Origin of the sequence: Mycobacteroides franklinii (genome assembly GCF_001853795.1) — a bacterium.
Classification (GTDB): domain Bacteria; phylum Actinomycetota; class Actinomycetes; order Mycobacteriales; family Mycobacteriaceae; genus Mycobacterium; species Mycobacterium franklinii.
Genome location: NZ_MLIK01000019.1, coordinates 606,432 through 632,954, shown reverse-complemented (window position 1 = coordinate 632,954; position 26,523 = coordinate 606,432). Strand labels below are relative to the sequence as shown.

Here is a 26,523-nt window from a genome sequence, read left to right as displayed (position 1 = left end):
TGTGCGTCTGTAATTCGGTGTCTCGACCGGCTCGGTCCTACGCCGCGCAGGTACCTCCACGCCGGATGGTTTCGAGCGCGGAGAGCGGAATATGAGGCTGCCATGCTCCGGCGTGGACCGGCCCTGCGCGCTCGGCAGGCATCACGAGAATGAGGCCGTCGCCGTCCAGGTACCAAGCTTTATAGTCGTCGCTGTAACCGCCATGGCCGGGCTGAGGCTCGAACTGACTGATGGTGAACTGAGAGTTCTTGTCCAGGGCAACAGCCTGTTCCACATACGGGCGGACCAGCGGCGGCAACGCGGTGAGCGGGTCTACACCCGGGCACAACAAGTCCCCGAGCGTGAGTTGCCGCTGGACTGTCTGGTCGAAGGTGAAGGTGACGATCGCATCGTTGGGATGAGGCGTACCGGTCACGAACCATTCTTCGGTGAAGACGACGGACAACGTGTTCGGGGCGTGTTTGTACGTCTTGTATCCGAGGCTCGCCGCGCTGTTTTGGGTGAGATTGTCATTCGGGTGACCGAATTTGGTGAAGAAGTCGGTCAGGAATTGTTGGAGTGCCGGGCCCGCGGTCGGGTCCTGCAGCAAGTCGGCCGGGTATGCGGCCTCAACCTTGGCGGTGATGTTCTTCGAGTTCGTGCCTGTCAGGGAGCAGCTTTCTTTGGAGCTATCCCATGTCCCACCAAGGTTGGTGCAAAAGTCTGTCGGCGGCGCTGCGGTTGCAGGACTTTGTACCGGACTGCCAGAGGAGCAGGCCACCAGTGAGAGGATAAGCGCGGCAAGAGGACGCAGTGTCCAGACGTTCGTTTTCCACATGTCGTTGTTCCTTCTGTCACCCGCCGAGGACGGACAGTGCTCGCTGGTAGACATCGCGCTTCTTGTCGCGGTTGCCGTCGTAGTAATTGACGATATCGGTCACCGCATCGATCCCCCCGCTGTCTGCGGCGGCGTTGATCCGGTGTGTGGTCCAGTACCACTCCGCTGCCGCAAAACCATATTCGGGCTGTTGAAGGAGTTCCGGTGTTTGTGTGAAATCCATTGGCGGATTGGGGTTGTAGCTCTGGTTGTACCAATCGGTGAAATGTTGGTAGTTGCTCCTCCCGGTGACCTGGATGGGTCCGCGGCCCATGAACCGCGCGCCGTCTCCCGGTTCGGTATTCCCGAGCTCTTGACCTTTGGCGGTTTGTGGGCCGTAGTGTGCGTTGAACCAGTCAGCGTCGGGTCCGCCGGGGTACGCGCCCTCGTACCACATGGTCAACTCTCCAGATTCGATTGCACAGGTGGCGAGGAACGCGGCTTGTCTCTGCGGCGTGTTGATGCTCGCATGTTCCATCATCGCGTTGAGCTGGTCCAGAATTCGTTGTTGCTGCTCCGGGGGCAGGCTCGCGAAGTTCCCCTGATTGAAGACGTCCTGCAACTGCTCCATCGTCACCTTTTTGAAAGAGCTGTCCTCCGGCCCGTTTTCGCCGATGTTGAGTGCTTCGCGCAGGATGGTGTAGTTGTCGGTGACGAATTGGTCCATGCTGGCGTTGGCGTCGTTGAAGGCGGCGATGGCGGTGGCGAATGCGCCGATGACGCTGGTGCGTAGGTCGTCTTTGACTTGTCGCGCAGGCCAATTGACTCCGGGGCTGCCGTGCCAGGCGTAGAGGTGTTTCTCGGAGTCCTCAAGGCCTTTGTTGTCGGCGATGATCGCGGCGGCACCGGTGCTGAGCCGGTTGGCGAAATCTGCCGGGTTGTTTTGGATCGTGCCTTCGATCATCAACGTGATCGCCGCGGTGTACTCGTCTTGCTTTTTGTTCAGCCCGAAGTACAAGTTGTCGTCGACACCCTTGATCGCTTCCTGGGCGTCTTTCAATTTTTGGAGGTTGGTCTGCAACTGTTCGGTGTTGGTCTTGTATTTTTCCCAGGCCGCATCGGCGGCGTTGCCTTTCAAATACTGTGAGAGGCGCTCGGTTTCACCGATCAAACCCACCTGCTCGGTGCCGCCGACCACCGCGTCTTGAAGGTGATCTCCGGACTCGCGGATCACCTTCAAATTGATATCGGCCTCCTTGTAATAGGCCGAGTCGAAATCAGCGGCGCTACGGTCCATCGGCAGACCTGAGAAGTCCACCCCCGCCTGACTCAGCTCGCCTTGATGGCTCTTCAGAATTTCCCAGTACCCACAAAAATCCCGGATCTTGGCACCGTCATCGAGCACCTGCCGACCCGTGTCATACACCACCACCACAAACCCCCAGACCTAGAACTTCAGCCGGTTTCCGCGAAATTCCCAGAAGCTGTCCTCGTCGTCCCAACCTGGTGGGGCCGACGGGGCCCGTTTGGTTGGGCCGTCTTTCGCGCGGGCAGGGGCCACCGTGGCCGACGGTGCGGTATTGGTGGCTTGCCAGGCGGCTCGTTCCCGGGCCTGGCGCGTCTGCTCGGCGTGTATCTCTTGGAACCGCTGCGTGGTCGCACGCTTTCGATTCTCGGAGCTTCGCCCGAACTCCAGTTGCAGGGCGTACAGCCGGTCCGCGTACCCCATGGTCCCGTGTCCTTTCACAGCTCGGAAATGCCCAGATTCCACCTCTAAATACTTGTGACGCTCGTATGCCGGATTCGGTTCCATCGAATTTGCGGATGTGGACAGCCAGGGTGGCCCCTGCGGATCAGCGTGTCGCCGATCAAGATCCAGGCAGTGGCAGTCGGGGGGGACGAAGTGTGTAGAAGGAGTGCCGATTGAGCGTGGGTTGCTGGGGGTATCACCAGACTCCAGGCACCAACCGGTACCGCACGCGCGTCGCGTACTCGGGGTAACCGTCAAGTTCCCGGGTGAGCAACCGCTCCTCCCCTACTGCCCGAAATCCCAGCGCGACAACGGTTACGGCTGACCCGATGAGTCCGTACCAGGAGTCGAGCAGCAGCGGCATGCCGATCAAGAACGGGATTGCCCCTGAGTACATCGGATGTCGGACGTATGCGTACGGTCCGGTGTCGGCGATCGAATGTCCGCGCTCGGCTTGAACTTTCACAACGGGTGCGGCGAAACTATTGGCGCGGAACACAGAGATCATCGACAACAACGACACGGCAATCAGTACCGCACCAACCACCTGAACCCAGATGGGAACGGTGGACCAGCCCCAACGACGGTCGAACCCCGGCAGTACGAACCAAAGGGGCATTCCGATAATCGCGAAGACCATGAAGACCTTGTCCCAGGCCGTTTGGTTCGGCTGGCGTGGCGACCCGAGGCGCTCGGCCAGCAAGGCAGGGTTCTCGTTCAATAACCACAGGTGTACCCCGAGATTGATCACGGTGACCTCGATGCCCAGGATCCACAGTTGGGGCCAGTGCCAGGTGCCGGCGGCGAGTACCAACAGTCCGCCCAAGGCAGCCGTCGCCACGATGTTGGTGACGAGCAGTTTGACCAGTAGCCGTGTTTGGGAAGGTACAGACTCAGCCATGTGTCGACGTTACTGCTCGGCCAGCCTCTGCAACAGCAAAGCGGAATCATCAACGCCAAGCTCGATACCGAAGATGTCTCGGAGCGCGATCAGCACGTGGTCTGGCGCCAGTTGCTGGGTGGTTCGTCCAACACCGGGCTCGATGTCATGTAGCTCGCGGTGATCCAAGATATACGCGTGATCTGGCCCGATCTTCTGCACGAAAAGCCTTGTGCTGAACGGTGAATGAGAGCTTGATGCGACGAAGTAGCTCGCGGCGCGATAGTCGATGGGGTACTGCGGCTCCAGCACGAACGTGTACCGACTCATCCACCCCGGTTCGGTCCCGTCGCCCGCGGCTTCCGAGAGGGTCCAGCCGTCGGCACCGGGAGTTACCTCGCCGCGCAGCAGCTGGTAGGTCCATGATCCGTCGGCGACGACGGCCTCGTCGGCGAGGTGTATCGGGATAAGAGGACTGGTACCGAATCCGACATCGCACAGCCATCGTTCTCCGTCAAGTCGAACGACGAGCATGCCGTGTGTCGCCGGTCGAATTGCCGTGGCGCCCATCTGCACCCGGCCCTGTATGCCGAAGAAATCGAACCCGAGGCGCTCCAGAACGGCACCAAACAGTGCGACATGCTCATAGCAGTAGCCGCCGCGGGGCCTGCGCAACAGTTTGGCCTGGACGGTCGGAATATCCAAGGCGACGTGCCTGTGCAGCACCGCGTCAAGGTTCTCCCACTTGATGTTCAGGACGTGTCCGCGTTGCAAACGACGCAGGGTGTCCAGGGACGGCGACCGATCGCCGTCGAAGCCGATGAAGGCCAGGTATTCCTCAAGTTCGAGGTCGTCACCGTTCCACATGGTGTGGACAACGTACTTGTTACCTGTGGACGGCCTGTAGCGCCGTGAACCGAATCTGGCAGAAGGGTACAACCGAACGGCAGTTCGTCGCGTCAGAGCACAGTAGAAGGCGAGTTCTGTTTGCGACCGGGAAGGTGAGGGCCATGAGCGACGAAAAGGAGCTACAGCGCGAGCTCGACCTGATCCGAAGTGTCGCAGATCGCAGTGCCGCGACATGGCAGTCGGTGCGATCACCGCGGCAACCCCCTAGGGGCTGTTGCAGACTCGGCCAGTCACCGACCTGCTACCTGCGGGGCGCACTCCGTGGGCCGGTGGCGCGCCATATACGGCACTTCCGACGGGTGTCCATTGGGATCCAGCGCTTCGCGCCGATGTCGTAGATACCCGCGTCAGTGTTTGGCGGGATATTCCCGGTTTCCCAGGTGCATATCCTCCAGTCACGTATCGAACGTCGGTGCCGATGTTTCAACCGAACTCTGTGCCGATGTTTCAACCGAACTCTTAGGAGAGTCATGATGGTGATGGGGCGACTGACGGCGGGTCTCGTCATCGGGGTGTCTGTGATCGCATGCCAAGCGATCCCAGCGCCGGAAGCTGCGGGCCAACCGCCGCAGGGTTTTCCGGATTTAGGTGAGTTCAGGGCTGTCGACTCGAAGCCATTTCGGCATCAGTCCCGCGGCGGTCTGTATTCAAGCTTTGTGACGGCTGACGGGTTGATTAGCTGCACTATGGCCAGCGGTTCGAGTTCTGGGTGTAGAGGGGATCTTCCAGGTGTTCCAGGATCCGAGGGCAGTGGGAGTGGAGCAGGATGCGCCGCGGTAGGAGGCTGGGATCAGTACAGCTTTTCAAGTACAACCGTCCACTGCCCCCCATACTCCGGCGAGAAGCTGAATCAAAACGAAAAACTGGTAGACGGTGATATGACTTGCGCGGTAGGCGAGGATCGCCTCGTTGCGTGCATTAACACCAGAGGAAACCACGGCTTCGTCTTGCGCCCCGGAGGCAGCTGGGCCTTCTAACCGCTGTCACCACCCACCCCTAGAGTGAGCACATGGCCGTTGAGCGCCCCACCATCTACTTTGCCTCCCAACAGGACTGGGAAGCGTGGCTGGAAGACAACCACGAGGACTCCCCCGGTGTCTGGATCAAAATGGCCAAGAAGGCCAGCGGCATCCCCAGTGTCAACCACAAAGAAGCCCTGGAGGAAGCGCTCTGCTTCGGGTGGATCGACGGACAAGCCAAATCGCTCGACGAGCAGTACACCCTGCGCATGTTCACTCCGCGGCGCACCCGCAGCACCTGGTCGAAGATCAACGTCGGCCACATCGAGCGGCTCACCGGTGAAGGCCGTCTCAGACCCGCCGGCCAGCGAGAGGTCGACGCCGCCAAGGCCGATGGCCGTTGGGATGCCGCCTACAGTTCGCAGGCCACCATCGAGGTGCCCGAGGATTTCGCGCGGGCGCTCAAAGCCAAGCCGGAAGCCCAGCAGTTCTTCGACTCCCTCACCAAGACGGCGCGCTGGCCGTTCTTGTTTCGGCTCGCCACCATCAAGAAGCCAGACACCCGGGCCCGGCGCATCGTTCAGTATGTCGAGTTACTGGCCGTAGGGAAGACGTTGCACTAGGGCGCTTTACGCCTTGTGTGCCACCGCCACGATGTAGTCCGAATGCAGAGAGAACAGCCGCATACCCACCGAGTTGAACTGGGCTCGCAACAACGGATTGACGTGCTTCATATCCGGCTGACGCAGGCGCTTGGCCAGGAACTTGGACAACGGCGGATAGACATCGTTGGCAATCGACCAGGTCTCGGACCGCGCGAACCCCGTGTCGAGCAGCAGATCACGGTAGCCCTGCACATCGACGGCCCACGGCACCGCGCTCGCCGGGGCACCCTGCCAACCGCGCCGTGCCACCTGATTGCGCGGGATTGCGGTGAGCGCGGTACGGCGCGGAACAATGTCCGCCGTCACCAAGCGTCCGCCGGGTTTGAGCACCCGGAGCGCCTCACGGAAGAAGTCGATGCGTGACGGGAAGTGGAACGCCGATTCCAGCGCCACCACCTTGGTGCACGACTCGTTTTCAAACGGCAGATCGGTCGCGGAGGCCTTGACGTAGGAGACGGTGTCGGACAAGCCCGCCGCGGCGACGCGTTCGGTCGATATCGCGATCTGCTCTTCGGCGATGTTCACTCCGGTGATTTTCTTTACCTTGAACTCGTTGGCCCACAGAATGTCCTGATCGCCGTACCCGCAACCGCAGTCCACCACCACATCCGAGGCGGTGAATCCGGCACTCGAGGCCACCAAACGCGCCAGGTCGCGACTGGCCTCGTCCAGGGTCGTCGGGTGATCGCGCCAGTACCCGAAGTTGATGAAAAGCGATTCCTCACCGAACAGGTTCTGTGGCCCGACGATGTCGTACACCATCCCGGTCTTGGGGCCGTCGGAGTTGGATACCGCGACGGCCGCCATGCGCCGCCACTCGTCGGCCCAGCGCCGCAGGCGCTCGCCGGTTGATTCATCGGTGAAATCGGCAGTCAGAGTGGTCATGGTCGGCAGCTCCGTTTCGGTTTTGGCCGCCCCGTTGCGGCTCGCGCATGCGTAACAAACAGTACCGGATACTTAGAATATCGGCATCTAAAGCCGCTCAGAACGACGCACGGGGCTGCATACGAGAAACCCGCAGACGAAGTGACTAGGCTGGTGGGGTTGCCCGGCTTTCGTCGGGCGGAGCATGAACGAGGAGCACATGACCGACACAACGCTGCCCCCCGGCGGTGATGACGCCGTCGACCGAATCGAACCGGTAGACATCCAGCAGGAGATGCAGCGCAGCTACATCGATTACGCCATGAGCGTGATCGTGGGCCGCGCCCTCCCCGAAGTTCGCGACGGCCTCAAGCCGGTGCACCGCCGCGTCCTATACGCGATGTACGACTCCGGCTTCCGCCCCGATCGCAGCCACGCCAAGTCGGCGCGTTCGGTCGCCGAGACCATGGGTAACTACCACCCACACGGCGACTCCTCTATCTACGACACTTTGGTCCGCATGGCCCAGCCCTGGTCGTTGCGCTATCCGTTGGTGGACGGACAGGGCAACTTCGGTTCGCCGGGTAACGACCCCGCCGCCGCCATGCGTTACACCGAGGCCCGGCTCACCCCACTGGCCATGGAGATGCTGCGTGAAATCGACGAGGAGACAGTCGATTTCAGCCCCAACTACGACGGCCGTGTCATGGAGCCGACCGTGCTGCCCAGCCGGTTCCCGAACCTGCTGGCCAACGGCTCGGGCGGTATCGCCGTCGGTATGGCCACGAATATGCCACCGCATAACCTGCGTGAGTTGGCCGAGGCGGTCTACTGGGCGCTGGACAATCACGAGGCCGACGAGGAGACCACCCTCAAGGCGGTCTGCGAAAAGATCAGCGGTCCCGACTTTCCGACATCCGGATTGATCGTTGGGACACAAGGGATTCACGACGCGTACACCACGGGTCGTGGTTCGATCCGCATGCGCGGTGTGGCCGAGATCGAGGAAGATTCCAAGGGCAGAACGTCTTTGGTGATCACCGAGTTGCCGTACCAGGTCAACCACGACAACTTCATCACCTCGATCGCCGAGCAGGTGCGCGACGGAAAGATCGCCGGCATCTCGGCCATCGAAGACCAGAGCTCCGACCGTGTCGGCCTGCGAATCGTGGTGGTGCTCAAGCGCGATGCCGTCGCCAAGGTGGTGCTGAACAACCTCTACAAGCACTCCCAGCTGCAGACCAGCTTCGGCGCCAACATGCTGTCGATCGTCGATGGCGTGCCGCGCACGCTGCGTCTGGATCAGCTGATCCGGCACTATGTCAATCATCAGTTGGACGTCGTCATCCGGCGTACCCGCTACCGGTTGCGCAAGGCGAACGAGCGTGCGCACATCTTGCGCGGTTTGGTCAAAGCCCTTGACGCCCTTGATGAAGTGATCGCGTTGATCCGCGCGTCGCAGACCGTCGACATTGCCCGCCAGGGCCTTATCGAGTTGCTCGACGTCGATGAGATCCAGGCACAGGCCATTCTCGATATGCAGCTGCGCCGCCTGGCGGCCCTGGAGCGGCAGCGGATTGTCGAGGACCTCGCCAAGATCGAAGCCGAGATCGCCGACCTCGAGGACATCCTGGCCAAGCCGGAGCGTCAGCGCGCCATCGTGCGCGACGAACTGAGCGAACTCGTCGAGCGCTATGGCGACGACCGCCGCACCCGGATCATCGCGGCGGACGGCGATGTCGCTGACGAGGACCTCATCGCGCGCGAGGACGTCGTCGTCACGATCACCGAGACCGGGTACGCCAAGCGCACCAAGACCGATCTGTACCGCAGCCAGAAGCGCGGCGGCAAGGGCGTACAGGGTGCCGGCCTGAAGCAGGACGACATCGTCAAGCACTTCTTCGTGTGCTCGACGCATGACTGGATCCTGTTCTTCACCACCAAGGGCCGCGTCTACCGCGCGAAGGCGTACGACCTGCCGGAGGCGGCCCGCACCGCGCGCGGTCAGCACGTCGCCAACCTGCTGGCCTTCCAGCCGGAGGAACGCATCGCGCAGGTTATCCAGATCAAGAGCTACGAGGACGCGCCATACCTCGTGCTCGCGACCAAGAACGGTCTGGTCAAGAAGTCCAAGCTCACCGAGTTCGACTCCAACCGCAGCGGTGGCCTGGTGGCCGTCAACCTGCGCGACGGCGACGAACTGGTCGGCGCGGTGCTGTGCTCCTCCGAGGACGATCTGCTGCTGGTGTCGGCACATGGCCAGTCCATCCGGTTCAGCGCCACCGACGACGCGCTGCGGCCCATGGGCCGTGCCACCTCGGGTGTGCAGGGCATGCGCTTCAACGGCGAGGACGACCTGCTGTCGCTCAACGTGGTCAGCGAGGGCACGTACCTGCTGGTGGCGACCTCGGGCGGCTACTCCAAGCGCACCGCGATCGAGGAGTACCCGGTGCAGGGACGTGGCGGTAAGGGTGTGCTGACGGTTCAGTACGACCCGCGCCGCGGCTCTCTGGTGGGCGCGCTCGTCGTGGACGAGGAATCCGAGCTGTACGCCATCACGTCCGGCGGCGGCGTCATCCGCACCATCGCAAAACAGGTCCGTAAGGCCGGCCGCCAGACCAAGGGCGTGCGGTTGATGAACCTCGGCGAGGGCGACACCCTGTTGGCGATCGCGCATAATGCCGATGAGGGTGATGCTGAGCCCGACGACGACACAGTCGGCGCGAGCGAGTAAGGAGCTGTAGGTGAGTTCACCGAACGATCCGGGGGAGTCTGGCTCAAACGAACGCCCCGTGGACCAGGCGGACTTGCCTCCCTGGCAGCGGGCGGAGCGGCGGCGTGGCTCACACGCCGCCGCTACCGGCCCGCAGCGGATTCCCAGCCGGGAGCCGCGCCCCGGCGGCGCACCGACGGAGATCATCCCGATCGTGGACGACGCCTCGGCCCCGCCCACGGCCCCGACATCGGCGCCACGACCCGCCAGCCGCCCGTCCGCGGGACTGGATGCGCGGCTCAGCAGATTCATCTCCGGGACGGCGGCACCGGCTGGATTCAACACTCCGGCGACGCGGCCCGACCCCGAGCCGGAAGCCGAACCGGAGCCTTACGACGAAGTGCCGGAACGCCCCGAACGACCCGAGCGTGTCGAACGGCCCGAGCCGCCGCGCTCGGGCACCCCGTGGGGAGAGTCCAGCGCACAGGAACCGGTGCGCGCCCCCAAGAACAACGACCTGCCGGATCTGTCCGGACCGGTCCCCCGTCCGCCGCGCAGAACTGATGCGCCACAAGGCGGTTCGGCCGTCACCGTGGGCCCGTCGCGGCGCGGGCCGCTGCGCGCGGCCATGCAGATCCGGCGCATCGACCCGTGGGCGACCCTCAAGGTGTCGCTGGTGCTGTCGGTGGTGTTCTTCTTCGTCTGGATGATCGCCGTCGCCATGCTGTACCTGGTGCTCGGCGCGATGGGCGTGTGGTCGAAGCTCAACGAGAACGTCGGCGAGCTCATCACCAACAGCGGCGGCGGCGAGCTGGTGTCCAGCGGAACCATCTTCGGTACCGCCCTGCTCATCGGATTGGTGAACATCGTGCTGATGACGGCGGCTGCCACCATCAGCGCATTCATCTACAACCTGACCACCGATCTTGTCGGCGGTATCGAGATCACACTGGCTGATCGCGACTAACGGTTTGGGATGCACCGCATCCGTGCGGTAATCTCTGGCTTCGGCTCAGGGGCTATAGCTCAGGTGGTTAGAGCGCTTCGCTGATAACGAAGAGGTCGGAGGTTCGAGTCCTCCTAGCCCCACCACACTTGTTGGGAGGTCCACCACGTGAGAGTGCTGCTGCTGGTACTCGCACTGTTGGGCGTGGCCTACGCGGCAGCACTCACCGTGGCCCGCAACAACATGGAAGTGTGGCACACAGCAGCAGGTGAGGGGCCTTAGCTCAGTTGGTAGAGCGCTACCTTTGCAAGGTAGATGTCAGGAGTTCGATTCTCCTAGGCTCCACTCAAGTTTCCGTTGTGGATCCACACTTCGGGCCCGCGGTGGAGCGGGTCCTTTCCAGGGCTCAGATCGGGCCCGATTCCCCGTGGCTGCGCCAACCAATCTTTTAAAACGTCGAGCTGTCGTTCGGGCCGAGCACGAACCCGTGCGGAGTCCTTGAGGTTGACTCGTCAGGCCCGGGGACGGTGTCGACAACACAGGCGGTCATCGCCTGGTCTACCGCGCACGTGCCCGTCCATATCCCACGGGTAAAAACGACCTTGCTACCAGCCGGCAACAGTTTCGCCGGTCCGGGACTGGACGAGGTGTCGCCGAACTTGCCGGCTTCCATATAGCTCGCGGCCACGCTGGTGTGGCTACTCCCCGGAATCGGCCCGGTACACGTCGCGGTGTCCCACTCACCCCGAACATTGATCACCACACTGCAGTTCTGGCCGGCAGGGGTGCTGAACTGCACGCTGCTCACGGCACCGTTATAGCCGCTGGTCGGGATGGCGACCGTATAGTCGGACGTCTTCACCGCGGTATAACGGTCCAGATCCGGTAATTGCGGTTCAGCGCCGGCTGACGGCGCGAACGACAGGCCGGCGGCCGCCAGCGCTCCGATACATCCCAAAGCCCGAGACGGCGCCATTTCACCACGTTAACAGCACGCGCCACCACCAGACCTGGTCCGCTGGAAAGGCCAAGCGCTCATCAACGCGCGATCGCTGAAGGGCTGACCGCCGTCAACCTGAACCTGTAGATAACGCGACCACGACGGAACCATGACCCAACAACCGAACACGGACCTGAACGTCGGCTACATGCCTGCACCACATGGAGATAACGATTCGCCGAGGCACCACAAGTGCGGCGAGCGAGCGAGTACTCGTCGCGAACCATGCCGGCGGTTTCGGTGTGCGTGAGCTGAGGCGGGCGGCGCAGATTCTCCAACACGACGCGGGCTCCTCGTCTCAAGGCATCCGTCCGGCCGGGCGGTCGTTGGCGTGTTCGCAACGTACCCACTCACGCGGGCGAAACGAGACGAGTTGCGCACGTGTCTGTGACGCACTCCAGGTTTGGTTGGGCAGCCCCCCGCTACGGCTGAGGCTGCCGATCCACACTCGGCGCCAGCGGTGACGGCTCGGGCTGGCCCGAGCGGCGCAGCACACTGAACGCGACAGCCCCGGCACCCAGCAGGCCCACAATCGCCAGACCCGTCAGTGCGCGCGGCAGCTTGCGCTTGCGGGCACTGCTGACCACCTCAGGCAAGGTGTCCACCACATCGGCGACGGCGTCCTGTACCTCCGATGACACCACCTTGCCGCGCCGCAGCAGCTTGCCTGCGGTGCTCGTCGCCGATTTCGCCAGCCCGAAGCCGAGCCCGGCGGTGCCGCGTGACACGTCGATCGGGGCAAGGGCCGCCTCCTTGAGTCCCCGGGCAAGACGTTGTCCGGAAGTCAGCTTGACGACAGGTTCATCGGACTTTGTCAGCAGGCTCATCGTCAGGGGATCCCTTCATTGGGCGGTGGTTCCAGACTGGTACTTCAGATTGCCATCTTTGCGCATCGACAGCCATGCCTCGGGGGAAAAGACTTGTGCGCCGCATGGCTGTTGCGAAACATCCGCATGAATGTCTTTTCGGCGCGGATAAGGTGGTCGTCGTGACTTCACCAATCCAGACACAGACCGCCACACTGCACACCAACCACGGCGACGTCGTCATCGCGCTCTTCGGCAATCATGCCCCGAAGACCGTCGCCAACTTCGTCGGCCTCGCCGACGGCAGCAAGGACTACTCCACGAAGAACGCCAAGGGCGAGGCCGCCGGCCCGTTCTACGACGGCGCCGTCTTCCACCGCGTGATCAACGGGTTCATGATCCAGGGCGGCGACCCCACCGGCACCGGCCGTGGTGGCCCCGGGTACCAGTTCGCCGACGAGTTCCACCCCGAGCTGCAGTTCGACAAGCCGTACCTGTTGGCCATGGCCAACGCCGGACCGGGTACCAACGGCTCGCAGTTCTTCATCACCGTGGGCAAGACCCCGCACCTGAACCGTCGCCACACCATCTTCGGTGAGGTTGTGAACCCCGCCTCGCAGAAGGTTGTCGACGCCATCGCCTCCACCGCCGTGGATCGCGGCGACCGTCCCACCGAGGACGTCGTGATCAACTCCATCACCATCAGCTAGGTCTCAGTGGCTCATCCCGGACAGGTCCCGGTCTACGGGTGCGCGTGGCACCCGGACCGGGCCACCGCGGTGCGCTGCGTGCGGTGTGGGCGCCCCGTGTGCCCGCAGTGCATGCGGTCGGCGCCGGTCGGTCAGCAGTGCGTCGAATGCGTCCAGCAGGGCGCCAAGTCGGTGCGTCAGGTCAAACCCTTGCGGCAGGCGCGGGCCTGGGTCACCTGGGCCCTGATCGCCGTCAACGTGCTCGTATACGCAGCGGTGGTCGGAACCTCGACCACCGACGAGACGATGAGCGCCACCAGCAGCCCGCTGTTCCGGGATCTGGTGCTGTATCTGCCGTGGGTGGCACAGGGTGAGCTGTGGCGCACCGTCACTGCCGGCTTCCTGCATTTCGGACTGATGCATATCGGGGTCAACATGCTGTCGCTGGCCTTGATCGGGCCCGGTCTGGAGCATGCCTTCGGCCGGCAGCGATACGCCACGATCTACGGCACCGCATTGCTCGGCAGTAGCGCCATTGCGATGTGGTTGAGTCCGGGTTCATTGGTGGCCGGAGCATCAGGTGCCATCTACGGTCTGCTGGGTGCGGCGCTGGTGCTGTATCTACGCGAGCGGCTGAACCCGCAGACCATCATCATCGTGCTGGTGCTCAACATCGGGCTGAGCATCTCGCTGCCGGGTATCTCGCTCGCTGGGCACATGGGCGGACTGCTGTTCGGTGTACTGAGCGCAGGAGCGCTGCTGTACTACCGCGAGGTGTGCCGTGGGGTCGGAATGCCCGACCTCGTGCAGAAGCCGTCGACGCCATGGGTGCTTGCGGCCGTGGTGACCGCGCTATCTATCGCCCTCATCCTGGCGCGAGTGCTCACCTACACCGGCTGAATTAGGGCAGTCTGGCGGTCAGGAACTGCAGATTGGCGTGCTGGGCAAGCAGATCCCAGTCGAACATTCGCCCGTAGCGGGCGGCGATCTCGGCGACGGTGATGGTGGACGTGGACCAGCCGTGCCCGGCAAGCCATTCTCCGGGGCGCATCCGCGCGTCGGGATAGGCCAGCATCCAGATGTTGGCAGCCTTGACCTGATCGGGCGCCAGGGGCTCGACCGCCGCATCCCATCGGTCCACCGACGGTACGAAATGGTCGGCATCGCAGTTGACGACACTGCCGGGGGCCGACATCTCGATGATCCGCTCGAAGAGCACATCTTGATCGGAGCCGGCGAGGCCGGCCATGATGGCCGGCGAGATGAGCCACGCCGTAGGCCGATCCGGATCGAACCCGGCCGAGCACATGTCCTCGCCCCACGGGTGCGTCATCGATGCCGCGGCGACCTGCCGACGCGTCACTCGGGGGAAGGCGCCGTGCTCCTTGAGAACGCTGCTGCCGAATTCCAGAGTGTGGGGATAGTCCACCTCGTAGACGGTCGTTCCGTCCGGCCAATCGAGACGGTAGACCCGGGTATCGAGCCCGGTGGCGAAGAGCACGACCTGTCGGGTACCTCGCGCAATTTCGTTGAGCAGGAAGTCATCTCCGTATCGAGCCATCAGTCCGGCCGCGCTGAGCAGCATGAAGATCCGTGCGCCATCGTCGGTGGCGGTATCGGGGAAACCGGCGGCAAGAAGGGCGCTGCTCAGCGGCTCGTTCGCGGCTTCGACGAGTAGTGCCGAGAGAGGATCGTCTATCAGGGGGTGCCCGCGCTTGCTCTCGAGGGCGCGCAGGGCGGCATAGAAGAGGTCGAATTGAAGCTTGTGTGACGGTGTGGACACCGTGCTCTTCTTCTTGCCGTCCAATGGATCACCCGCTTTCCTGGCTCGCGCATGCGCTCGATGAATGCCAGGTTAGCCACGACACGGCAACAGGGTGGCAGGACGCAGAAAGCTACCGCGTGATGTCAGCTCTGGAACACACCTCGCGGGCGGGCGGGTACGGGGACGTGCTGGTGAACGCCGCCCTGAGCGCGATGGTCAGCGTGTCGCGGTGATGAAGTACGCGTCGGACCACAGCGCGGTGACGTCGCTGTGTTCGCTGGGAGCCGGTCGCCCATAGGCGGCGGCCTGCTCTAGCCGGTTGGCGGTGTCGACGCGCCAACCGTGCTCACCGAGCCACTCGATGGGGTCCTTGCGCTCGTCGTCGTAGATGAGATCACCGATGCTGATGTCCTTGGCGAAGTCCGGCCGCAGCTTGTTGACGGCGTCTTGCCACTGGCCGGCGGTCGCTACCCGGGGACGCCATTCGGTGGACAGGTAACTGCCGGGGGCCGAATGCGCGGTGATGGTCTCGAACAGGGCGTCCTGGGCCGCTCCGGGTAGGTACGCGAGCAGGCCCTCGGCGAGCCAGGCGGTGGGCTTGGCCGCATCGAAACCGGCCGTCTGCAGGGCCGCGATCCAATCGTCGCGAAGATCGACGGCGACCTCGCGCCGCTCGGCAAGCGGTACCGCGTTCTCTTCTTGCAGCACGTGGTCCTTGAACTCAAGAACCTTCGGTTGATCCAGCTCGTAGACGACGGTGCCGTCCGGCCAGGGCAGCCGGTAGACCCGCGCGTCTAGGCCGGCGGCCAGGATCACGACCTGGCGTATGCCGGAATCTGTTGCAGCCGCGAAGAATTCATCGAAGTATTTGGTACGAACGGCGAGGTGGTTAACCAGGTAGACGGTGGCGGCGTCCCACTCGGACTCGGGTTTACGTGCCGCCAGTGCCTCGGTGAGATGGGGCTCGCCCGAGGCCTCGACGAAGGCGCGGGCGTACTCGTCACGGATGAGCGGTTCGGACCGGGTGGTCTCGAGCGCGCGGAACGACGAGACCATCAAGGCCGTGAAACCCACGCTGCTGACAATGTCCCACTGATCGCCGTCGGTCCGTGTCATGTGTCCGCCTCTTTACCTAGGACTAATTACCTAAGGCAACGATACGCGGATTGTGGCGACTATGTCGGGTAGCGCGCGGCGCGCAGCGCTTCGTGCACGTCGCGGGGGTCGGTGCCCAAATCCCAGCGGTTCAGCACGATCAGACGATCGCCGGATTCGATCTCCAACAACCGGGTACGCCGGCCCAGACGGCGGAACTCGGTCACTTTCACCGAATCCACCGAGGTGCGCGGCAGCAGTGTGCTGCGGGATAGGCCCTGCATCTCCAGACCCTCATCCGCGATGCGCAACTTGGGTCGGCAGCGCCAGGACACCGCGGCGAATATCAGCAGGCCGAGCGCGGCCACCGAGGCCAGTAGTCGACCCGGGGCATCGGCGACGAACAACGCGGCGGCGATCCCCAACGCGACACCGACGAGTGCGACGGCGAGAATCCCGGCGGGTTTGGGGCCCCATTCGACGGGAGATGCGGTCGAGTTATCCACAGGCGTTATCCACAGTGGGGATAAATCACATCGTTGTGATTGGGTGTCTCGCGGGTGGACTCGACGGAAACGGGTGCTAACCGGACTGGCAACGGCAACACGGGATCCGTCAGGTGTTTTGTCACCGCCACCGCATGGTCAGTAGCAGCCCGGTGATCATGAAGGCAAACGCGATGGCGTAGTTCCACGGCCCGAGATCGAGCATCCACGTGATGTGCTGCGCGGCGAGCTGGAACACCATCAACCAGGCCAGGCCGATGAGCATGAGGGTGAGGAAGAACGCGACGAACCAGACGCTCGACGGGCCGGCCTTCACCTTGACCGGGGTACGGCTAACCGTGGTGGTGGTGAACGCGGACTTCTTACGGACCTTGGACTTGGGCATCGACTACCTCGGAAGCATCTCGGATATGGCGGCACGGCGAGTCATCGTCGCGGCCGAGTAGTAATGGGTTCTTACGCAGGCTACAGCGCAGTGCTGCGACAATGCTCCGGTGACCTCCGATGAGCAGTTTGCGCCACGAGGTTCCGGTGCGCGCGGCGGCCTCTTCTGGCGGATCGGCGTGCCCTTGGTCTGTGCCCTCGCCGGCTTCCTACTGGCCGCGACACATACGGTCTCGGGCGGAAACGAGATCCGCCGGGGTGACTCCCCGTCGCCCCGGCTGGTGGATTTGGTGCGTGAGACCCAAAAGTCGGTCGACAAGCTCAGTGCCACCCGCGACGGCCTGGCCAACGAGGTCGCCGCCGCGCGCGACCAGTCGGCGGGCGGAGACAGTCAGGTCGCGGCGGCTCTGGCCGCGACCGGTGCGGTGGCCGATGCCGCCGGCGTGCAGCCGGTCACCGGTCCCGGTCTGGTGGTGACGCTGACCGATGCCAAGCGCGATGCGTACGGCCGGTTCCCCAGGGACGCGTCGCCCGATGACCTGGTGGTGCATCAGCAGGATGTGGAGGGCGTGCTCAACGCCTTGTGGAGCGCGGGTGCCGAGGCCATTCAGATGCAGGATGACCAGCGCCTGGTCGCCAGCTCGGTACCCCGATGTGTGGGTAACACCCTGCTGCTGCACGGCCGCACTTACAGCCCGCCCTACGTGATCACGGCGATCGGTGATGCCGATGCCATGCAGGCAGCCCTTGACGCGGCCCCGCTGGTGAGCCTGTACCGGCAGTACGTCGCGAGATTTGGTTTGGGGTACACCGTGACGCGGGGACACCACCTCGAGGTGGCCGGATACCGCGACGCGGTAGGGCCCGGCCGCGCGGTCCCGTTGGAAGGCCGCTAAGCCCCCGCCGGTAAACCGGCTGGGAAAGCGTTGGCGCGGGTCCGTACCCTTGACCTGTGCGCATCCTGGTCGTCGACAATTACGACAGCTTCGTGTTCAACCTGGTCCAGTACCTGGGTCAGCTCGGCGTGGACGCGACGGTGTGGCGTAACGACGACCCACGGCTGGCAGACACCGACGCGGTGGCCGCCGATTTCGACGGCGTACTGATCAGTCCCGGCCCCGGTACGCCCGAGAGCGCGGGCGCGTCCATCGCGATGGTGCATTCCTGTGCGAAGACGGGCACTCCCCTGCTCGGGGTCTGCCTGGGGCATCAGGCGATCGGGGTGGCGTTCGGCGGCACCGTCGACCGCGCACCGGAGCTGTTGCACGGCAAGACCAGTACGGTCGAACACGAGGATGCCGGTGTGCTGCGCGGGCTACCAAACCCGTTCACGGCCACCAGGTATCACTCGTTGACGATCCTTCCCGACACGGTGCCCGAAGGGCTTCGGGTGATCGCCCGTACCGCCAGCGGGGTGATCATGGGTGTCATGCACACCGAGCATCCGATCCATGGGGTGCAGTTCCACCCGGAGTCGATCCTCACCGAGGGTGGGCATCGGATGCTCGCCAACTGGCTCACCTATTGCGGTGCGCCCCTTGACGAATCGTTGGTGCGCCGCCTCGAGACAGAGGTCGCCGCGGCCCTGAACGGGGTCACCGGACGCGTCGCCGCTCTCGGCGGCTAGAGGCCGGTCTAGCCGGCGCCGAAGCGCAGCTTGATCGGGCCGTTGTATCCGACTCCGGCGCCCGCGGGCGGATCCTGGAATACCACCCGGGCCCGGTTGTTGCCGTCGGACGGCACGTCCTCGGTGCTCAGTCCTCCGCCTTGCCAGCCGGCTTGGTACAGCATCGGCTCGGCGTCGGTCCAGAACTTGCCCATGATGTTCGGCATGCGGAACTGCCCGCCGGCTGACACCCGGATCTCGATGACCCCGTCCTCCGCGAACGGAGTGTTCGCGGGCGGGTTCGTACTCAGGATCTGTCCCTTGGGTTCCGGGCTGGGCACTGGGATCACGGTGGGGGGTGCGGTGAATCCGTAAGTGGGCAGGTTCTTGGTCGCAACATCGATGTTCTGGCCGACTAGATCGGGTGCGGGCTTCTCCCCTGGACCCTTGCCGACGACGATGGTGATGTTGTTGGTGACGGCCGAATACTGCCCGGCCGGCGGGTTGGTGGCCATGACCTTGCCCTTGTCCTCGGGCAGCGACTTGGTCTCGCTCTGGGTGAAGATGCCCTTGAAACCGGCGGCCTGCAGCTTCTTGACCGCATCGCCGAAGCTGAGGCCGTGGCAGTCGGGTACCTGCTGGCTCTCCGGTCCGATGGATACGTTGAGGGTTACCTCCGAGCCCGCGGAAACGGTCGAGCCCTTGACCGGATCGGTGTCGATGACCTTGTCGGGGGCGATCTTTGAGCTGGTGTTCTTCTGGATCTTGGTCTTGAATCCGAGGTTCTGCAGCGCGGCCACGGCGTCGGACTGAGACCTGCCGCTGACATCGGGAACCTGCACATCGCGCGAGGGCCCACTGCCCCAGATGATCGCGAAGGTGACGACCACGGTGAGCACCACCAGGGCGGCCAGACCAACAAGCCAGCGGCTCAGTGGATTCCGGCGCGGCTCCTCGTACTGGTTTGGCAGCGGACCGGTTTGCGGTCCCGAGGCGGGGAAGGCCCGGGTGTTGGGAGGTGTGCTGAGCATCGTGCTGCGCTCGGCGTCGGTGAGAACCTTCGGTGCTTCCGGTTGCTCGCCCTGATACACCCGCATCAGGTCGGTGCGCATCTCGGCGGCGTTCTGGTAGCGGTTATCGGGGTTCTTCGAAAGAGCTTTGAGAACAACGGAATCCAGCCCAGGCGGGATCTCCGGGTTGTGCTTGGACGGCGCGACCGGGTCTTCCCGCACATGCTGGTAGGCCACCGCAACGGGCGAGTCGCCTACGAAAGGCGGTTCACCGGTGAGCAATTCGTACAGGACGCAGCCCAGCGAGTAGACATCGGAGCGTGCGTCGACGGTCTCGCCGCGGGCCTGCTCCGGCGAAAGATATTGTGCGGTACCGATTACCGCGGCGGTCTGCGTGACGCTGATGCCGGCGTCAGAGACGGCGCGCGCGATTCCGAAGTCCATCACCTTTACCGCGCCGGTCTTGCTGATCATGATGTTGGCGGGCTTGACGTCGCGGTGGATGATGCCGTGCTGATGGCTGAAGTTGAGCGCCTGGCAGGAATCGGCGATGACCTCGATCGCCCGGCGGATCGGCATGGGGCCGTCCTCCTTGACGATGTCACGCAGGGTGATGCCGTCGACGTACTCCATCACGATGTACGGCAGTGGTCCCGTGGGTGTCTCTGCCTCACCGGTGTCATACACCGCAACGATCGCGGGATGGTTGAGCGCGGCGGCGTTCTGCGCCTCCCTGCGGAAACGCAGATAGAAGCTGGGGTCCCGGGCCAGGTCAGCACGCAGCACCTTGATCGCGACGTCGCGGTTCAACCGCAGGTCGCGTGCCAGGTGTACCTCGGACATGCCGCCATAGCCGAGGATCTCCCCCAGTTCATAGCGGTCCGAGAGGTGCTGCGGAGTGGTCATTAGGGTGATTTCGTCCCAGGGATCGGGTCCGGTCCGGCGTCCGGAAGCAGAGCCACGATATTAGCTGGCGCGAGCGCTCCTGGCGAAGCTGAACCTGGACTTGAGGGTGCCTCACTACCGGAAACCGTTGCCGGGGTGCTCGGCGACTGATTCTTCTTCTCGCTCGCCTGCAACAGGATGAGCGCCGCGATGATGATCGCGAAGATGCCCAGCACGGCGGCAGCCCACATCAGGGCCTTCTGCCCCGGTGAGAAGGTGCCACGCCGGGGTGGAGGCGGCCGGTGCGTACCCGTCGGTGGGCGGCTACGGGAGGTGGGCGGGGCGACGCGGCTCGGTGCCCCCACGGCGGGCCGGACCGTCGTGGCGGGCGGGATGGCAGCCGGGGTGGCCCTGCTGATGGTGGGTGCCTGATTGGGCCGTGGTGGACGCCGTCCGGCGCGCACGGCGGCCACCGCATCAGCGAACGGCCCGCCACTGGTGTACCGGTTCTGGGGGTTCTTCACGAGCGTGATCTCGATGAGCTCGCGCACATTCGGTGGCAGATCGGCCGGCAGCGGCGACGGGGTTTCCTTGATGTGCTTCATCGCAACCGTCAGCGCGCCGTCGCCAGAGAACGGGCGCTTTCCCGAAACTGCTTCGTAGCCAACGACTCCCAAGGCATAGACGTCACTGGCCGGGGTCGCGTCATGGCCCAGCGCCTGTTCGGGGGCGATGTACTGGGCGGTGCCCATCACCATGCCGGTCTGTGTGACCGGTGCCGCGTCCACGGCCTTGGCGATGCCGAAGTCGGTGAGCTTCACCTGGCCGGTGGGTGTGATCAGGATGTTGCCCGGTTTGACGTCGCGGTGCACCAGGCCCGCCGCGTGCGCGACCTGAAGCGCGCGGCCGGTCTGCTCCAGCATGTCCAGTGAGTGACGCAGCGACAGGCGCCCGGTGCGCTTGAGCACCGAGTTCAGTGGCTCGCCGTGCACCAGTTCCATCACCAGATACGCTGTGCGGCCCTCACTGTCCATATCGGTCTCGCCGTAGTCATACACGCTGGCAATACCGGGGTGGTTGAGCATGGCGACCGTGCGTGCCTCGGCGCGGAACCGCTCGATGAACTCCGGGTCCGAGGAGAACTCGGCCTTGAGCACCTTCACGGCCACCTTGCGGCCCAGTCGGCTGTCGGTGCCTTCCCACACCTGGCCCATACCGCCGGTGGCGATGAGCCGCTGCAAGCGGTAGCGACCCGAAAGCGTTTCTCCCACACGTACCGTCATGAGGCTCCCTGTAGTGCTGCGGCGATGACCTGTCGCCCGATGGGTGCGGCGACGGAGCCGCCGGTGGCCGCAAGTGCGCGGTCTCCGCCGTCTTCGACGAGAACCGCGATGGCCACCTTGGGCGTGACCGCTGTGGCCTGAGGATCGGCTGTCGTGCTCTGCGCCGGTGCGAAGGCGATGTACCACGCGTGCGGCGGAGTATTGCGTGGATCGGTGCCGTGCTCGGCGGTGCCGGTCTTGGAAGCGATCTGTACGCCGGGGAGGGCACCGGTCTGTGCGGTGCGCTGTTCTGAGGCAATCATGAGTTCGGTGAGTGTGTTCGCGATAGCGGGTGTCACGGCTTGGCCGATGTCATCCGGGGTGGTGGTGGACAGATTCGAAAGGTCTGGGCCCTTAAGGCTATCGACTAAGTGCGGCTGCATCAGCACGCCCTTGTTGGCGACGGCTGCGGCAACCATCGCGTTCTGCAGCGGTGTCATGGCGACATCCTTTTGCCCGATGCTCGACATGGCGACGGCGGCATCGTCGGACATGGGTCCGACGGTGGAGGTAGCCACTTGGAGCGGGATGGAGTCGAGTTCGCGGTCGAGACCGAAGGCCTGCGCGGCCTTGACCAGCTTGTCGCGCTTGAGTTGTTCGGAGCCCAACTTGGCGAAGGCGGTGTTGCAGGAGCGTGCGAACGCCTCCTTCAACGAGGTGGTATCGCCCCCTCCGCAGGAGGCCCGGTTGTAGTTCTCCAAGGTTGCGTTGCTCCCCGGCAGGAAGATCGTCGGCGACGCGGTCACCTCGGTGTCGACCGTCTTGCCGTCGGCCAGCGCCGCGGCGGTGGTGATCACCTTGAAGGTCGAACCCGGCGGGTAGGTCTGTGCGATGGCGCGATTCAGCATCGGTTGCGCCGGGTCTTCCGTCAGCTGCCGCCAGGCCCCGTTCTCCTTCTCGGCGTCCTGGCTGGCGAGCAGATTGGGATCATAGGAGGGCGTCGAGACCATCGCGAGGATCTTTCCGGTGGAGGGCTCCAGCGCCACCACCGACCCGCGGCAGCCGTTCTTGCAGCCACGGTGCATGGCGTCGTAGGCGGCCTGCTGCACATCGGGCCGGATGGTGGTCACCACGCTGCCGCCGCGAGGGTCGCGGCCCGTGAAGAAGTCCGCGAGTCGTCGTCCGAACAGCCGGGGATCGGACCCGTTGAGCATGGTGTCCTCGGCGCGCTCCAGGCCGGTGCTCGAGTAGTTGAGTGAGTAGAAGCCGGTGACCGGTGCGTACACCTCGGGGTCCGCGTACTGCCGCAGGAAGCGGAATCGGCTGTCGGTGGCCACCGAGGAGGCCAGCAGTTGTCCACTGGCCGAGATCTGCCCCCGCTGGCGCGAGTACTCATCGAGCAGGATGCGCTGATTGCGAGGATCGGCGCGCAGTCCGGGTGCCGTAAACACTTGTGTCAGCGTGGCATTCGCCAACAGCAGTACGACCAGACCCATGACGGCCAGCGAGACTCGGCGGATCGACGTGTTCATACGCGATCGATCAGTTCCGTGCTGGCGTCCGCGAGGGGGGCAGCGGGCGATGAGGAGGCGTGGGGGCTCAGCGGCCGGCGCGCGATGTGTGAAATGCGCAGCAGGATGGCGAGCAGCACGTAATTCGCGACGAGCGAAGACCCGCCATAGGACATCCACGGAGTGGTCAGTCCGGTCTGCGGGATGAGCTTGGTGACACCCCCGACGACGATGAACAGCTGCATGGCCAACGCGGCCGACAAGCCCACCGCGAGCAGCTTGCCGAAGCTGTCGCGCACCGCGAGTGCCGTGCGGAAGCCGCGGATGATCACGATGGTGTAGAGCATCAGCACCCCGGCCAGGCCTACCAGACCGAGTTCCTCACCCACCGCGGCGATGATGAAATCCGTTGAGGCGGCGGGCACAGTACCCGGCTGGCCATTGCCCAGACCGGTGCCGAAGATGCCGCCGGTGGCGAAGCTGAACAGTGATTGGACCATCTGGTAGCCCGCACCGTCGGGATCGGTGAACGGATCCCACCAGTTCTGCACGCGTACCCGCACATGCCCGAACAAGAAGTAGGCGATCACGCTGCCGACCGTGAAGAGCGCCAAACCGATGAGCACCCAACTGATTCGGGCGGTGGCCACGTAGAGCACGATGAGAAACGAGGCGTAGAAAAGCAGCGAGGCGCCGAGGTCCTTCTCAAAGACCATGACGCCCACGGAGATTGCCCAGATGGCAAGCAATGGGCCGAGATCACGGGGGCGGGGCAGCTCGATGCCCATGTAGTTGCGCCCGGCGGTGCGAAACAGCGTCCGTTTGGTCATCAGGAAAGCCGCGAAGAAGATCAGTAGCAGGATTTTGGCGGCCTCTGCGGGCTGAATCGACAAGAACGGCAACTCGATCCAGATCTTGGCGCCGTACTGCTCGGACATCGACGTGGGCAGCAGCGCGGGGATGGCCAGCAGCACGCAACCGACGATGCCGAAGGTATAGCCGTACCGGGCCAGTACCCGGTGGTCCTTGAGGGTGGCGAGCACGGCCGCGAGCGCGATGAGGCCCACCATTGTCCACAACATCTGCTGCGCGGCGTTGTTGTCACCGACTCGATCGGCATCGCCGTCGTTGTAGGAATGCACGAGATCGAGCCGGTGGATCATCACCAGACCCAGCCCGTTGAGTAGAGCGACGCAAGGCAGCAACAGTGGATCCGCATACGGTGCCCAGCGGCGAACTGCCATGTGCGCCAAGGCGAAAAGCGCGAGGTAGGCCAGGCCGTAAGCCACCAGGTCCCAGGACAGTCCGCGTTCGAGATTGGCCTCGACGAGGATCAGGGCGACGGTGGTGATGGCGGCCGCAAAGCCGAGGAGCCCCAACTCCGCGCTACGTCGTGTGGATTGAGTGGGTGGCGCGGTGCCCGCCCCACGGGTCACGACAGCGGTTTGGGGCGCCGTCGTCATGACACGGTCCGGCAGGTAACGCCCGGCTCTTGTGGTGGCGCCGGCAACGGGGCCGGCGCAGCAGTGGATGGTGTGGTCGGTGTGGTGCTGGCGCCCGGCGTCGTGGAAAGTGTCGGCGACGGCTTGGCCGACGTGGTCGGCGTGGTGGTGGCGGCGCCCGATGTGGTCGACGGGGTGCGGCCGGCTGTGGTCGGAGCCGGCGGCGGAGTCTTGGGTGCGGGCGGCGGGCACGGGGGCAAGGCGTTCTTGGTGAGCTGCCGCAGCTGGCTGATCGCCTCATCGAGGGTGCCGCCGGGCAGACCGGTCTCAACCTGCTGACGCTCGGACGGCCGTAGGTCGGACACCTTGAAGTACTTGCACGACAGGCTGGATGCGGGTTCCCCGTAGCTCACCAGCGACAGATCACTACGGCTATCGAGGCAACCGACGAGGTCGGGCCGCTGCAACCGGTAGCCCAGAAGCGAGCCCTGCACACCCTGCATGATGGAGACGTTGCCCTCGTAGGCGCTCACGTAATAGTTGTTGAGCACCACCCGGCGAGCGATCGCCAGTCCGGCCACGGCGATGAGTACCACGAGGACCGCCGCGATGAGCCACCGCAGCCGACGCTTTTTGGGTTTGGCGGCATCGGATTCGGCTGTCTCGCTATCGGATTCGTCTTCTACGGGCTCGGGTTCCTTCAGCGCGCGCTGAATGGCCGCGGCGCGCCCGGCGGCAGTGTTCGGCGGGGGGGTATCGGTGTCGGCGTCGGTGGACACCGCGCCCGCCACGATGGGCCGGGTCTGTCCGTAATCCAGTTCCACGACGTCGGCGACGACCACGGTGACGTTGTCGGGTCCCCCACTGCGCAACGCGAGTTCGATGAGCCGGTCGGCCGCGGCGGAGACGTCGGGGATCTCCAACGCCTCGGCGATGGTCTCGTGACTGACCGGATCGGAAAGGCCGTCCGAACAGAGCAGGTACCTATCCCCCGCGTGCGCCTCCCGCATGATCAGCGTGGGCTCGACCGGTGCGCCGGTGAGAGCGCGCATGATGAGCGAGCGCTGCGGATGGTTGTGTGCCTGCTCCGGCGTGATGCGCCCCTCGTCGACGAGGGTCTGCACGAAGGTGTCGTCCTTGGAAATCTGGGCGAGCTCGCCGTCGCGCATCAGATACGCGCGCGAATCACCGATATGCACCATGCCGAGCCGCTTTCCTGCGAACAGGAAGGCGGTCAGGGTGGTGCCCATGCCATCCAGCTCGGGTTCGGCGCGCACGTGATCGGCGATTGCCCCGTTGCCGGAGTACACCGCCTCGGCAAGGGCGTCCAGCAGGTCTCCGCCGGGCTCGTCGTCGTCGAGCGGCGCTAGGGCCGCGATGACCAGCTGAGAGGCGACCTCACCGGCGGCATGGCCGCCCATTCCGTCGGCCAATGCCAAGAGGCGGGCGCCGGCATAGACCGAGTCCTCGTTGTTCGACCGCACAAGTCCGCGGTCGCTACGCGCGGCGTAGCGAAGTACCAGTGTCACGAGCGCAGCTCGATCACTGTCTTACCGATACGTACCGGCGTCCCCTGGGGAACCCGCAGCGCCGTCGTCACCTTCTCCCTATCCAGATATGTGCCGTTGGTCGATCCTAGATCCTCGACGTACCAATCCGACCCGCGTGGCGATAGCCGCGCGTGCCGCGTCGACGAGTAATCGTCGGTGAGGACCAGTGTGGAGTCGTCCGCACGCCCGATCAAAATGGGCTGGGTGCCGAGCGTGATTCGTGTCCCGGCCAGGGCGCCCTCGGTCACGAGCAGGTATTGCATCTGTCGCCTGCTGGTCTTCGCGGGACGGATGGAGCGCAGGTTCAGACCGCGATTGGCCATCAACTGACCGGTCGGCGCGTAGATATCGGTACGCAAGATACGCAACACCGACCAGATGAACACCCACAGCAGCAACAGGAACCCACCGCGGGTGAGCTGGAGCACCAGTCCCTGCATCCGGTTGTCGTTCCTCTCGCTGGTCCATCGCGCCTCGGCGAGGGTGTCCGGCAAGACCGGACATATTCGGCAGGGCAAACGATACTTGTC

General features: G+C 64.3%; 25 protein-coding genes, 2 tRNA genes and 1 pseudogene. 10 read left to right on the top strand and 18 right to left on the bottom strand.

Annotation, left to right across the window (positions count from 1 at the left end; translation table 11 throughout):
* Positions 1-37 precede the first annotated feature (37 nt).
* The 5 genes from BKG76_RS10915 to BKG76_RS10895 form a co-directional block, all read right to left on the bottom strand.
* Entirely contained in the window at positions 38-817 is a 780-nt protein-coding gene (locus tag BKG76_RS10915; RefSeq protein WP_083337999.1) for an RsiV family protein, read from the bottom strand.
* Positions 818-833: 16 nt separating this feature from the next.
* A complete protein-coding gene (locus tag BKG76_RS10910) occupies positions 834-2,231 on the bottom strand; it encodes a glycoside hydrolase family 19 protein (protein WP_070937661.1) in 1,398 nt (465 codons plus the stop codon).
* 12 nt (positions 2,232-2,243) lie between these two features.
* Positions 2,244-2,525, bottom strand: coding sequence for a hypothetical protein (locus BKG76_RS10905; RefSeq protein WP_070937660.1), 282 nt, complete (start codon positions 2,523-2,525; stop codon positions 2,244-2,246).
* Positions 2,526-2,742: 217 nt separating this feature from the next.
* Positions 2,743-3,447 carry a methyltransferase family protein gene (locus BKG76_RS10900; protein ID WP_070937659.1) on the bottom strand — a complete coding sequence of 235 codons (705 nt, stop codon included), beginning with the start codon at positions 3,445-3,447 and terminating at the stop codon, positions 2,743-2,745.
* Between the two features lie 9 nt (positions 3,448-3,456).
* Entirely contained in the window at positions 3,457-4,293 is an 837-nt protein-coding gene (locus BKG76_RS10895; RefSeq protein ID WP_070937658.1) for an arylamine N-acetyltransferase family protein, read from the bottom strand.
* Positions 4,294-4,501: 208 nt separating this feature from the next.
* Between BKG76_RS10895 and BKG76_RS24370 the strand changes: the two are divergent.
* Both BKG76_RS24370 and BKG76_RS10890 read left to right on the top strand, forming a co-directional pair.
* Positions 4,502-4,798, top strand: a pseudogene (locus BKG76_RS24370) (hypothetical protein); the annotation flags it as partial.
* Positions 4,799-5,344: 546 nt separating this feature from the next.
* Complete coding sequence (locus tag BKG76_RS10890) at positions 5,345-5,917, top strand: YdeI/OmpD-associated family protein (RefSeq protein ID WP_070937657.1); 573 nt, start codon at positions 5,345-5,347, stop codon at positions 5,915-5,917.
* A 6-nt stretch (positions 5,918-5,923) separates the two neighbouring features.
* Here BKG76_RS10890 and BKG76_RS10885 read toward each other — a convergent pair whose 3' ends face one another.
* Positions 5,924-6,844 (bottom strand): SAM-dependent methyltransferase, encoded by a 921-nt coding sequence (locus BKG76_RS10885; RefSeq protein ID WP_070937656.1) that lies wholly within the window; start codon positions 6,842-6,844, stop codon positions 5,924-5,926.
* Positions 6,845-7,043: 199 nt separating this feature from the next.
* Here BKG76_RS10885 and gyrA point away from each other — a divergent pair, with 199 nt between their 5' ends.
* From gyrA to BKG76_RS10865, 4 genes are all read left to right on the top strand, one after another.
* Positions 7,044-9,557 (top strand): DNA gyrase subunit A, encoded by a 2,514-nt coding sequence (gyrA, locus tag BKG76_RS10880; RefSeq protein ID WP_070939124.1) that lies wholly within the window; start codon positions 7,044-7,046, stop codon positions 9,555-9,557.
* A gap of 10 nt (positions 9,558-9,567) precedes the next feature.
* The gene (locus tag BKG76_RS10875; RefSeq protein ID WP_070937655.1) at positions 9,568-10,503 is read left to right on the top strand and encodes a DUF3566 domain-containing protein; all 936 of its coding nucleotides are present in this window, start codon (positions 9,568-9,570) and stop codon (positions 10,501-10,503) included.
* 48 nt (positions 10,504-10,551) lie between these two features.
* Positions 10,552-10,628, top strand: a tRNA-Ile gene (locus BKG76_RS10870).
* A 126-nt stretch (positions 10,629-10,754) separates the two neighbouring features.
* Positions 10,755-10,827: transfer RNA gene (locus BKG76_RS10865), tRNA-Ala, on the top strand.
* Between the two features lie 103 nt (positions 10,828-10,930).
* Here BKG76_RS10865 and BKG76_RS10860 read toward each other — a convergent pair.
* Together BKG76_RS10860 and cwsA are read right to left on the bottom strand one after the other, a co-directional pair.
* The gene (locus BKG76_RS10860; RefSeq protein ID WP_070937654.1) at positions 10,931-11,458 is read right to left on the bottom strand and encodes a hypothetical protein; all 528 of its coding nucleotides are present in this window, start codon (positions 11,456-11,458) and stop codon (positions 10,931-10,933) included.
* 446 nt (positions 11,459-11,904) lie between these two features.
* Positions 11,905-12,309 carry a cell wall synthesis protein CwsA gene (gene cwsA, locus BKG76_RS10855; protein ID WP_070937653.1) on the bottom strand — a complete coding sequence of 135 codons (405 nt, stop codon included), beginning with the start codon at positions 12,307-12,309 and terminating at the stop codon, positions 11,905-11,907.
* A 104-nt stretch (positions 12,310-12,413) separates the two neighbouring features.
* Between cwsA and BKG76_RS10850 the strand changes: the two genes are divergently transcribed.
* Positions 12,414-12,998, top strand: a complete 585-nt coding sequence (locus BKG76_RS10850) for a peptidylprolyl isomerase (protein ID WP_236737557.1) — start codon at positions 12,414-12,416, stop codon at positions 12,996-12,998.
* A 6-nt stretch (positions 12,999-13,004) separates the two neighbouring features.
* Positions 13,005-13,877, top strand: coding sequence for a rhomboid family intramembrane serine protease (locus tag BKG76_RS10845; RefSeq protein ID WP_109420688.1), 873 nt, complete (start codon positions 13,005-13,007; stop codon positions 13,875-13,877).
* Position 13,878: 1 nt separating this feature from the next.
* On the opposite strand, the gene BKG76_RS10840 is transcribed toward BKG76_RS10845, so the two are convergent.
* From BKG76_RS10840 to crgA, 4 genes are all read right to left on the bottom strand, one after another.
* A complete protein-coding gene (locus BKG76_RS10840) occupies positions 13,879-14,760 on the bottom strand; it encodes an SAM-dependent methyltransferase (protein WP_070939122.1) in 882 nt (293 codons plus the stop codon).
* A 198-nt stretch (positions 14,761-14,958) separates the two neighbouring features.
* Positions 14,959-15,858, bottom strand: coding sequence for a class I SAM-dependent methyltransferase (locus BKG76_RS10830; protein WP_070937650.1), 900 nt, complete (start codon positions 15,856-15,858; stop codon positions 14,959-14,961).
* Positions 15,859-15,917: 59 nt separating this feature from the next.
* The gene (locus tag BKG76_RS10825) at positions 15,918-16,343 is read right to left on the bottom strand and encodes a PH domain-containing protein (RefSeq protein ID WP_070937649.1); all 426 of its coding nucleotides are present in this window, start codon (positions 16,341-16,343) and stop codon (positions 15,918-15,920) included.
* 121 nt (positions 16,344-16,464) lie between these two features.
* Positions 16,465-16,728 carry a cell division protein CrgA gene (gene crgA / locus BKG76_RS10820; RefSeq protein ID WP_070937648.1) on the bottom strand — a complete coding sequence of 88 codons (264 nt, stop codon included), beginning with the start codon at positions 16,726-16,728 and terminating at the stop codon, positions 16,465-16,467.
* A gap of 178 nt (positions 16,729-16,906) precedes the next feature.
* On the opposite strand from crgA, the gene BKG76_RS10815 reads away from it, so the two are divergent.
* Positions 16,907-17,623: a DUF881 domain-containing protein gene (locus BKG76_RS10815; RefSeq protein ID WP_070939121.1), complete on the top strand. Its 717-nt coding sequence runs from the start codon at positions 16,907-16,909 to the stop codon at positions 17,621-17,623.
* Between the two features lie 56 nt (positions 17,624-17,679).
* Complete coding sequence (locus BKG76_RS10810; RefSeq protein WP_070937647.1) at positions 17,680-18,354, top strand: aminodeoxychorismate/anthranilate synthase component II; 675 nt, start codon at positions 17,680-17,682, stop codon at positions 18,352-18,354.
* Positions 18,355-18,362: 8 nt separating this feature from the next.
* Here BKG76_RS10810 and pknB read toward each other — a convergent pair whose 3' ends face one another.
* Genes pknB through BKG76_RS10780 form a run of 6 tightly spaced genes read right to left on the bottom strand, consistent with a single transcriptional unit; the run spans position 18,363 to position 26,433 of the window.
* Complete coding sequence (gene pknB, locus BKG76_RS10805; protein WP_070937646.1) at positions 18,363-20,249, bottom strand: Stk1 family PASTA domain-containing Ser/Thr kinase; 1,887 nt, start codon at positions 20,247-20,249, stop codon at positions 18,363-18,365.
* Positions 20,249-21,511 (bottom strand): serine/threonine-protein kinase, encoded by a 1,263-nt coding sequence (locus BKG76_RS10800; RefSeq protein ID WP_070937645.1) that lies wholly within the window; start codon positions 21,509-21,511, stop codon positions 20,249-20,251. Before BKG76_RS10800 ends, pknB begins: the two co-directional genes overlap by 1 nt.
* The gene (gene pbpA, locus BKG76_RS10795) at positions 21,508-23,022 is read right to left on the bottom strand and encodes a D,D-transpeptidase PbpA (RefSeq protein WP_070937644.1); all 1,515 of its coding nucleotides are present in this window, start codon (positions 23,020-23,022) and stop codon (positions 21,508-21,510) included. Before pbpA ends, BKG76_RS10800 begins: the two co-directional genes overlap by 4 nt.
* On the bottom strand, positions 23,019-24,464 hold the full coding sequence (locus BKG76_RS10790) for an FtsW/RodA/SpoVE family cell cycle protein (protein WP_070937643.1): 1,446 nt from the start codon (positions 24,462-24,464) through the stop codon (positions 23,019-23,021). Before BKG76_RS10790 ends, pbpA begins: the two co-directional genes overlap by 4 nt.
* Positions 24,461-25,972, bottom strand: coding sequence for a PP2C family protein-serine/threonine phosphatase (locus tag BKG76_RS10785; protein ID WP_070937642.1), 1,512 nt, complete (start codon positions 25,970-25,972; stop codon positions 24,461-24,463). The genes BKG76_RS10790 and BKG76_RS10785 overlap by 4 nt, the downstream gene beginning before the upstream one ends.
* Positions 25,969-26,433 carry an FHA domain-containing protein FhaB/FipA gene (locus BKG76_RS10780; RefSeq protein ID WP_043078240.1) on the bottom strand — a complete coding sequence of 155 codons (465 nt, stop codon included), beginning with the start codon at positions 26,431-26,433 and terminating at the stop codon, positions 25,969-25,971. The genes BKG76_RS10785 and BKG76_RS10780 overlap by 4 nt, the downstream gene beginning before the upstream one ends.
* Positions 26,434-26,523 lie beyond the last annotated feature (90 nt).

Bases quoted from the DNA above. Each gene is read 5' to 3' on its own strand.
- BKG76_RS10915 (WP_083337999.1), bottom strand. From the start codon at position 817: ATGTGGAAAACGAACGTCTGGACACTGCGTCCTCTTGCCGCGCTTATC.
- BKG76_RS10905 (WP_070937660.1), bottom strand. From the start codon at position 2,525: ATGGGGTACGCGGACCGGCTGTACGCCCTGCAACTGGAGTTCGGGCGA.
- BKG76_RS10900 (WP_070937659.1), bottom strand. From the start codon at position 3,447: ATGGCTGAGTCTGTACCTTCCCAAACACGGCTACTGGTCAAACTGCTC.
- BKG76_RS10895 (WP_070937658.1), bottom strand. From the start codon at position 4,293: ATGTGGAACGGTGACGACCTCGAACTTGAGGAATACCTGGCCTTCATC.
- BKG76_RS10890 (WP_070937657.1), top strand. From the start codon at position 5,345: ATGGCCGTTGAGCGCCCCACCATCTACTTTGCCTCCCAACAGGACTGG.
- BKG76_RS10885 (WP_070937656.1), bottom strand. From the start codon at position 6,844: ATGACCACTCTGACTGCCGATTTCACCGATGAATCAACCGGCGAGCGC.
- gyrA (WP_070939124.1), top strand. From the start codon at position 7,044: ATGACCGACACAACGCTGCCCCCCGGCGGTGATGACGCCGTCGACCGA.
- BKG76_RS10860 (WP_070937654.1), bottom strand. From the start codon at position 11,458: ATGGCGCCGTCTCGGGCTTTGGGATGTATCGGAGCGCTGGCGGCCGCC.
- cwsA (WP_070937653.1), bottom strand. From the start codon at position 12,309: ATGAGCCTGCTGACAAAGTCCGATGAACCTGTCGTCAAGCTGACTTCC.
- BKG76_RS10850 (WP_236737557.1), top strand. From the start codon at position 12,414: ATGGCTGTTGCGAAACATCCGCATGAATGTCTTTTCGGCGCGGATAAG.
- BKG76_RS10830 (WP_070937650.1), bottom strand. From the start codon at position 15,858: ATGACACGGACCGACGGCGATCAGTGGGACATTGTCAGCAGCGTGGGT.
- crgA (WP_070937648.1), bottom strand. From the start codon at position 16,728: ATGCCCAAGTCCAAGGTCCGTAAGAAGTCCGCGTTCACCACCACCACG.
- pknB (WP_070937646.1), bottom strand. From the start codon at position 20,249: ATGACCACTCCGCAGCACCTCTCGGACCGCTATGAACTGGGGGAGATC.
- BKG76_RS10800 (WP_070937645.1), bottom strand. From the start codon at position 21,511: ATGACGGTACGTGTGGGAGAAACGCTTTCGGGTCGCTACCGCTTGCAG.
- pbpA (WP_070937644.1), bottom strand. From the start codon at position 23,022: ATGAACACGTCGATCCGCCGAGTCTCGCTGGCCGTCATGGGTCTGGTC.
- BKG76_RS10790 (WP_070937643.1), bottom strand. From the start codon at position 24,464: ATGACGACGGCGCCCCAAACCGCTGTCGTGACCCGTGGGGCGGGCACC.
- BKG76_RS10780 (WP_043078240.1), bottom strand. From the start codon at position 26,433: ATGCAGGGACTGGTGCTCCAGCTCACCCGCGGTGGGTTCCTGTTGCTG.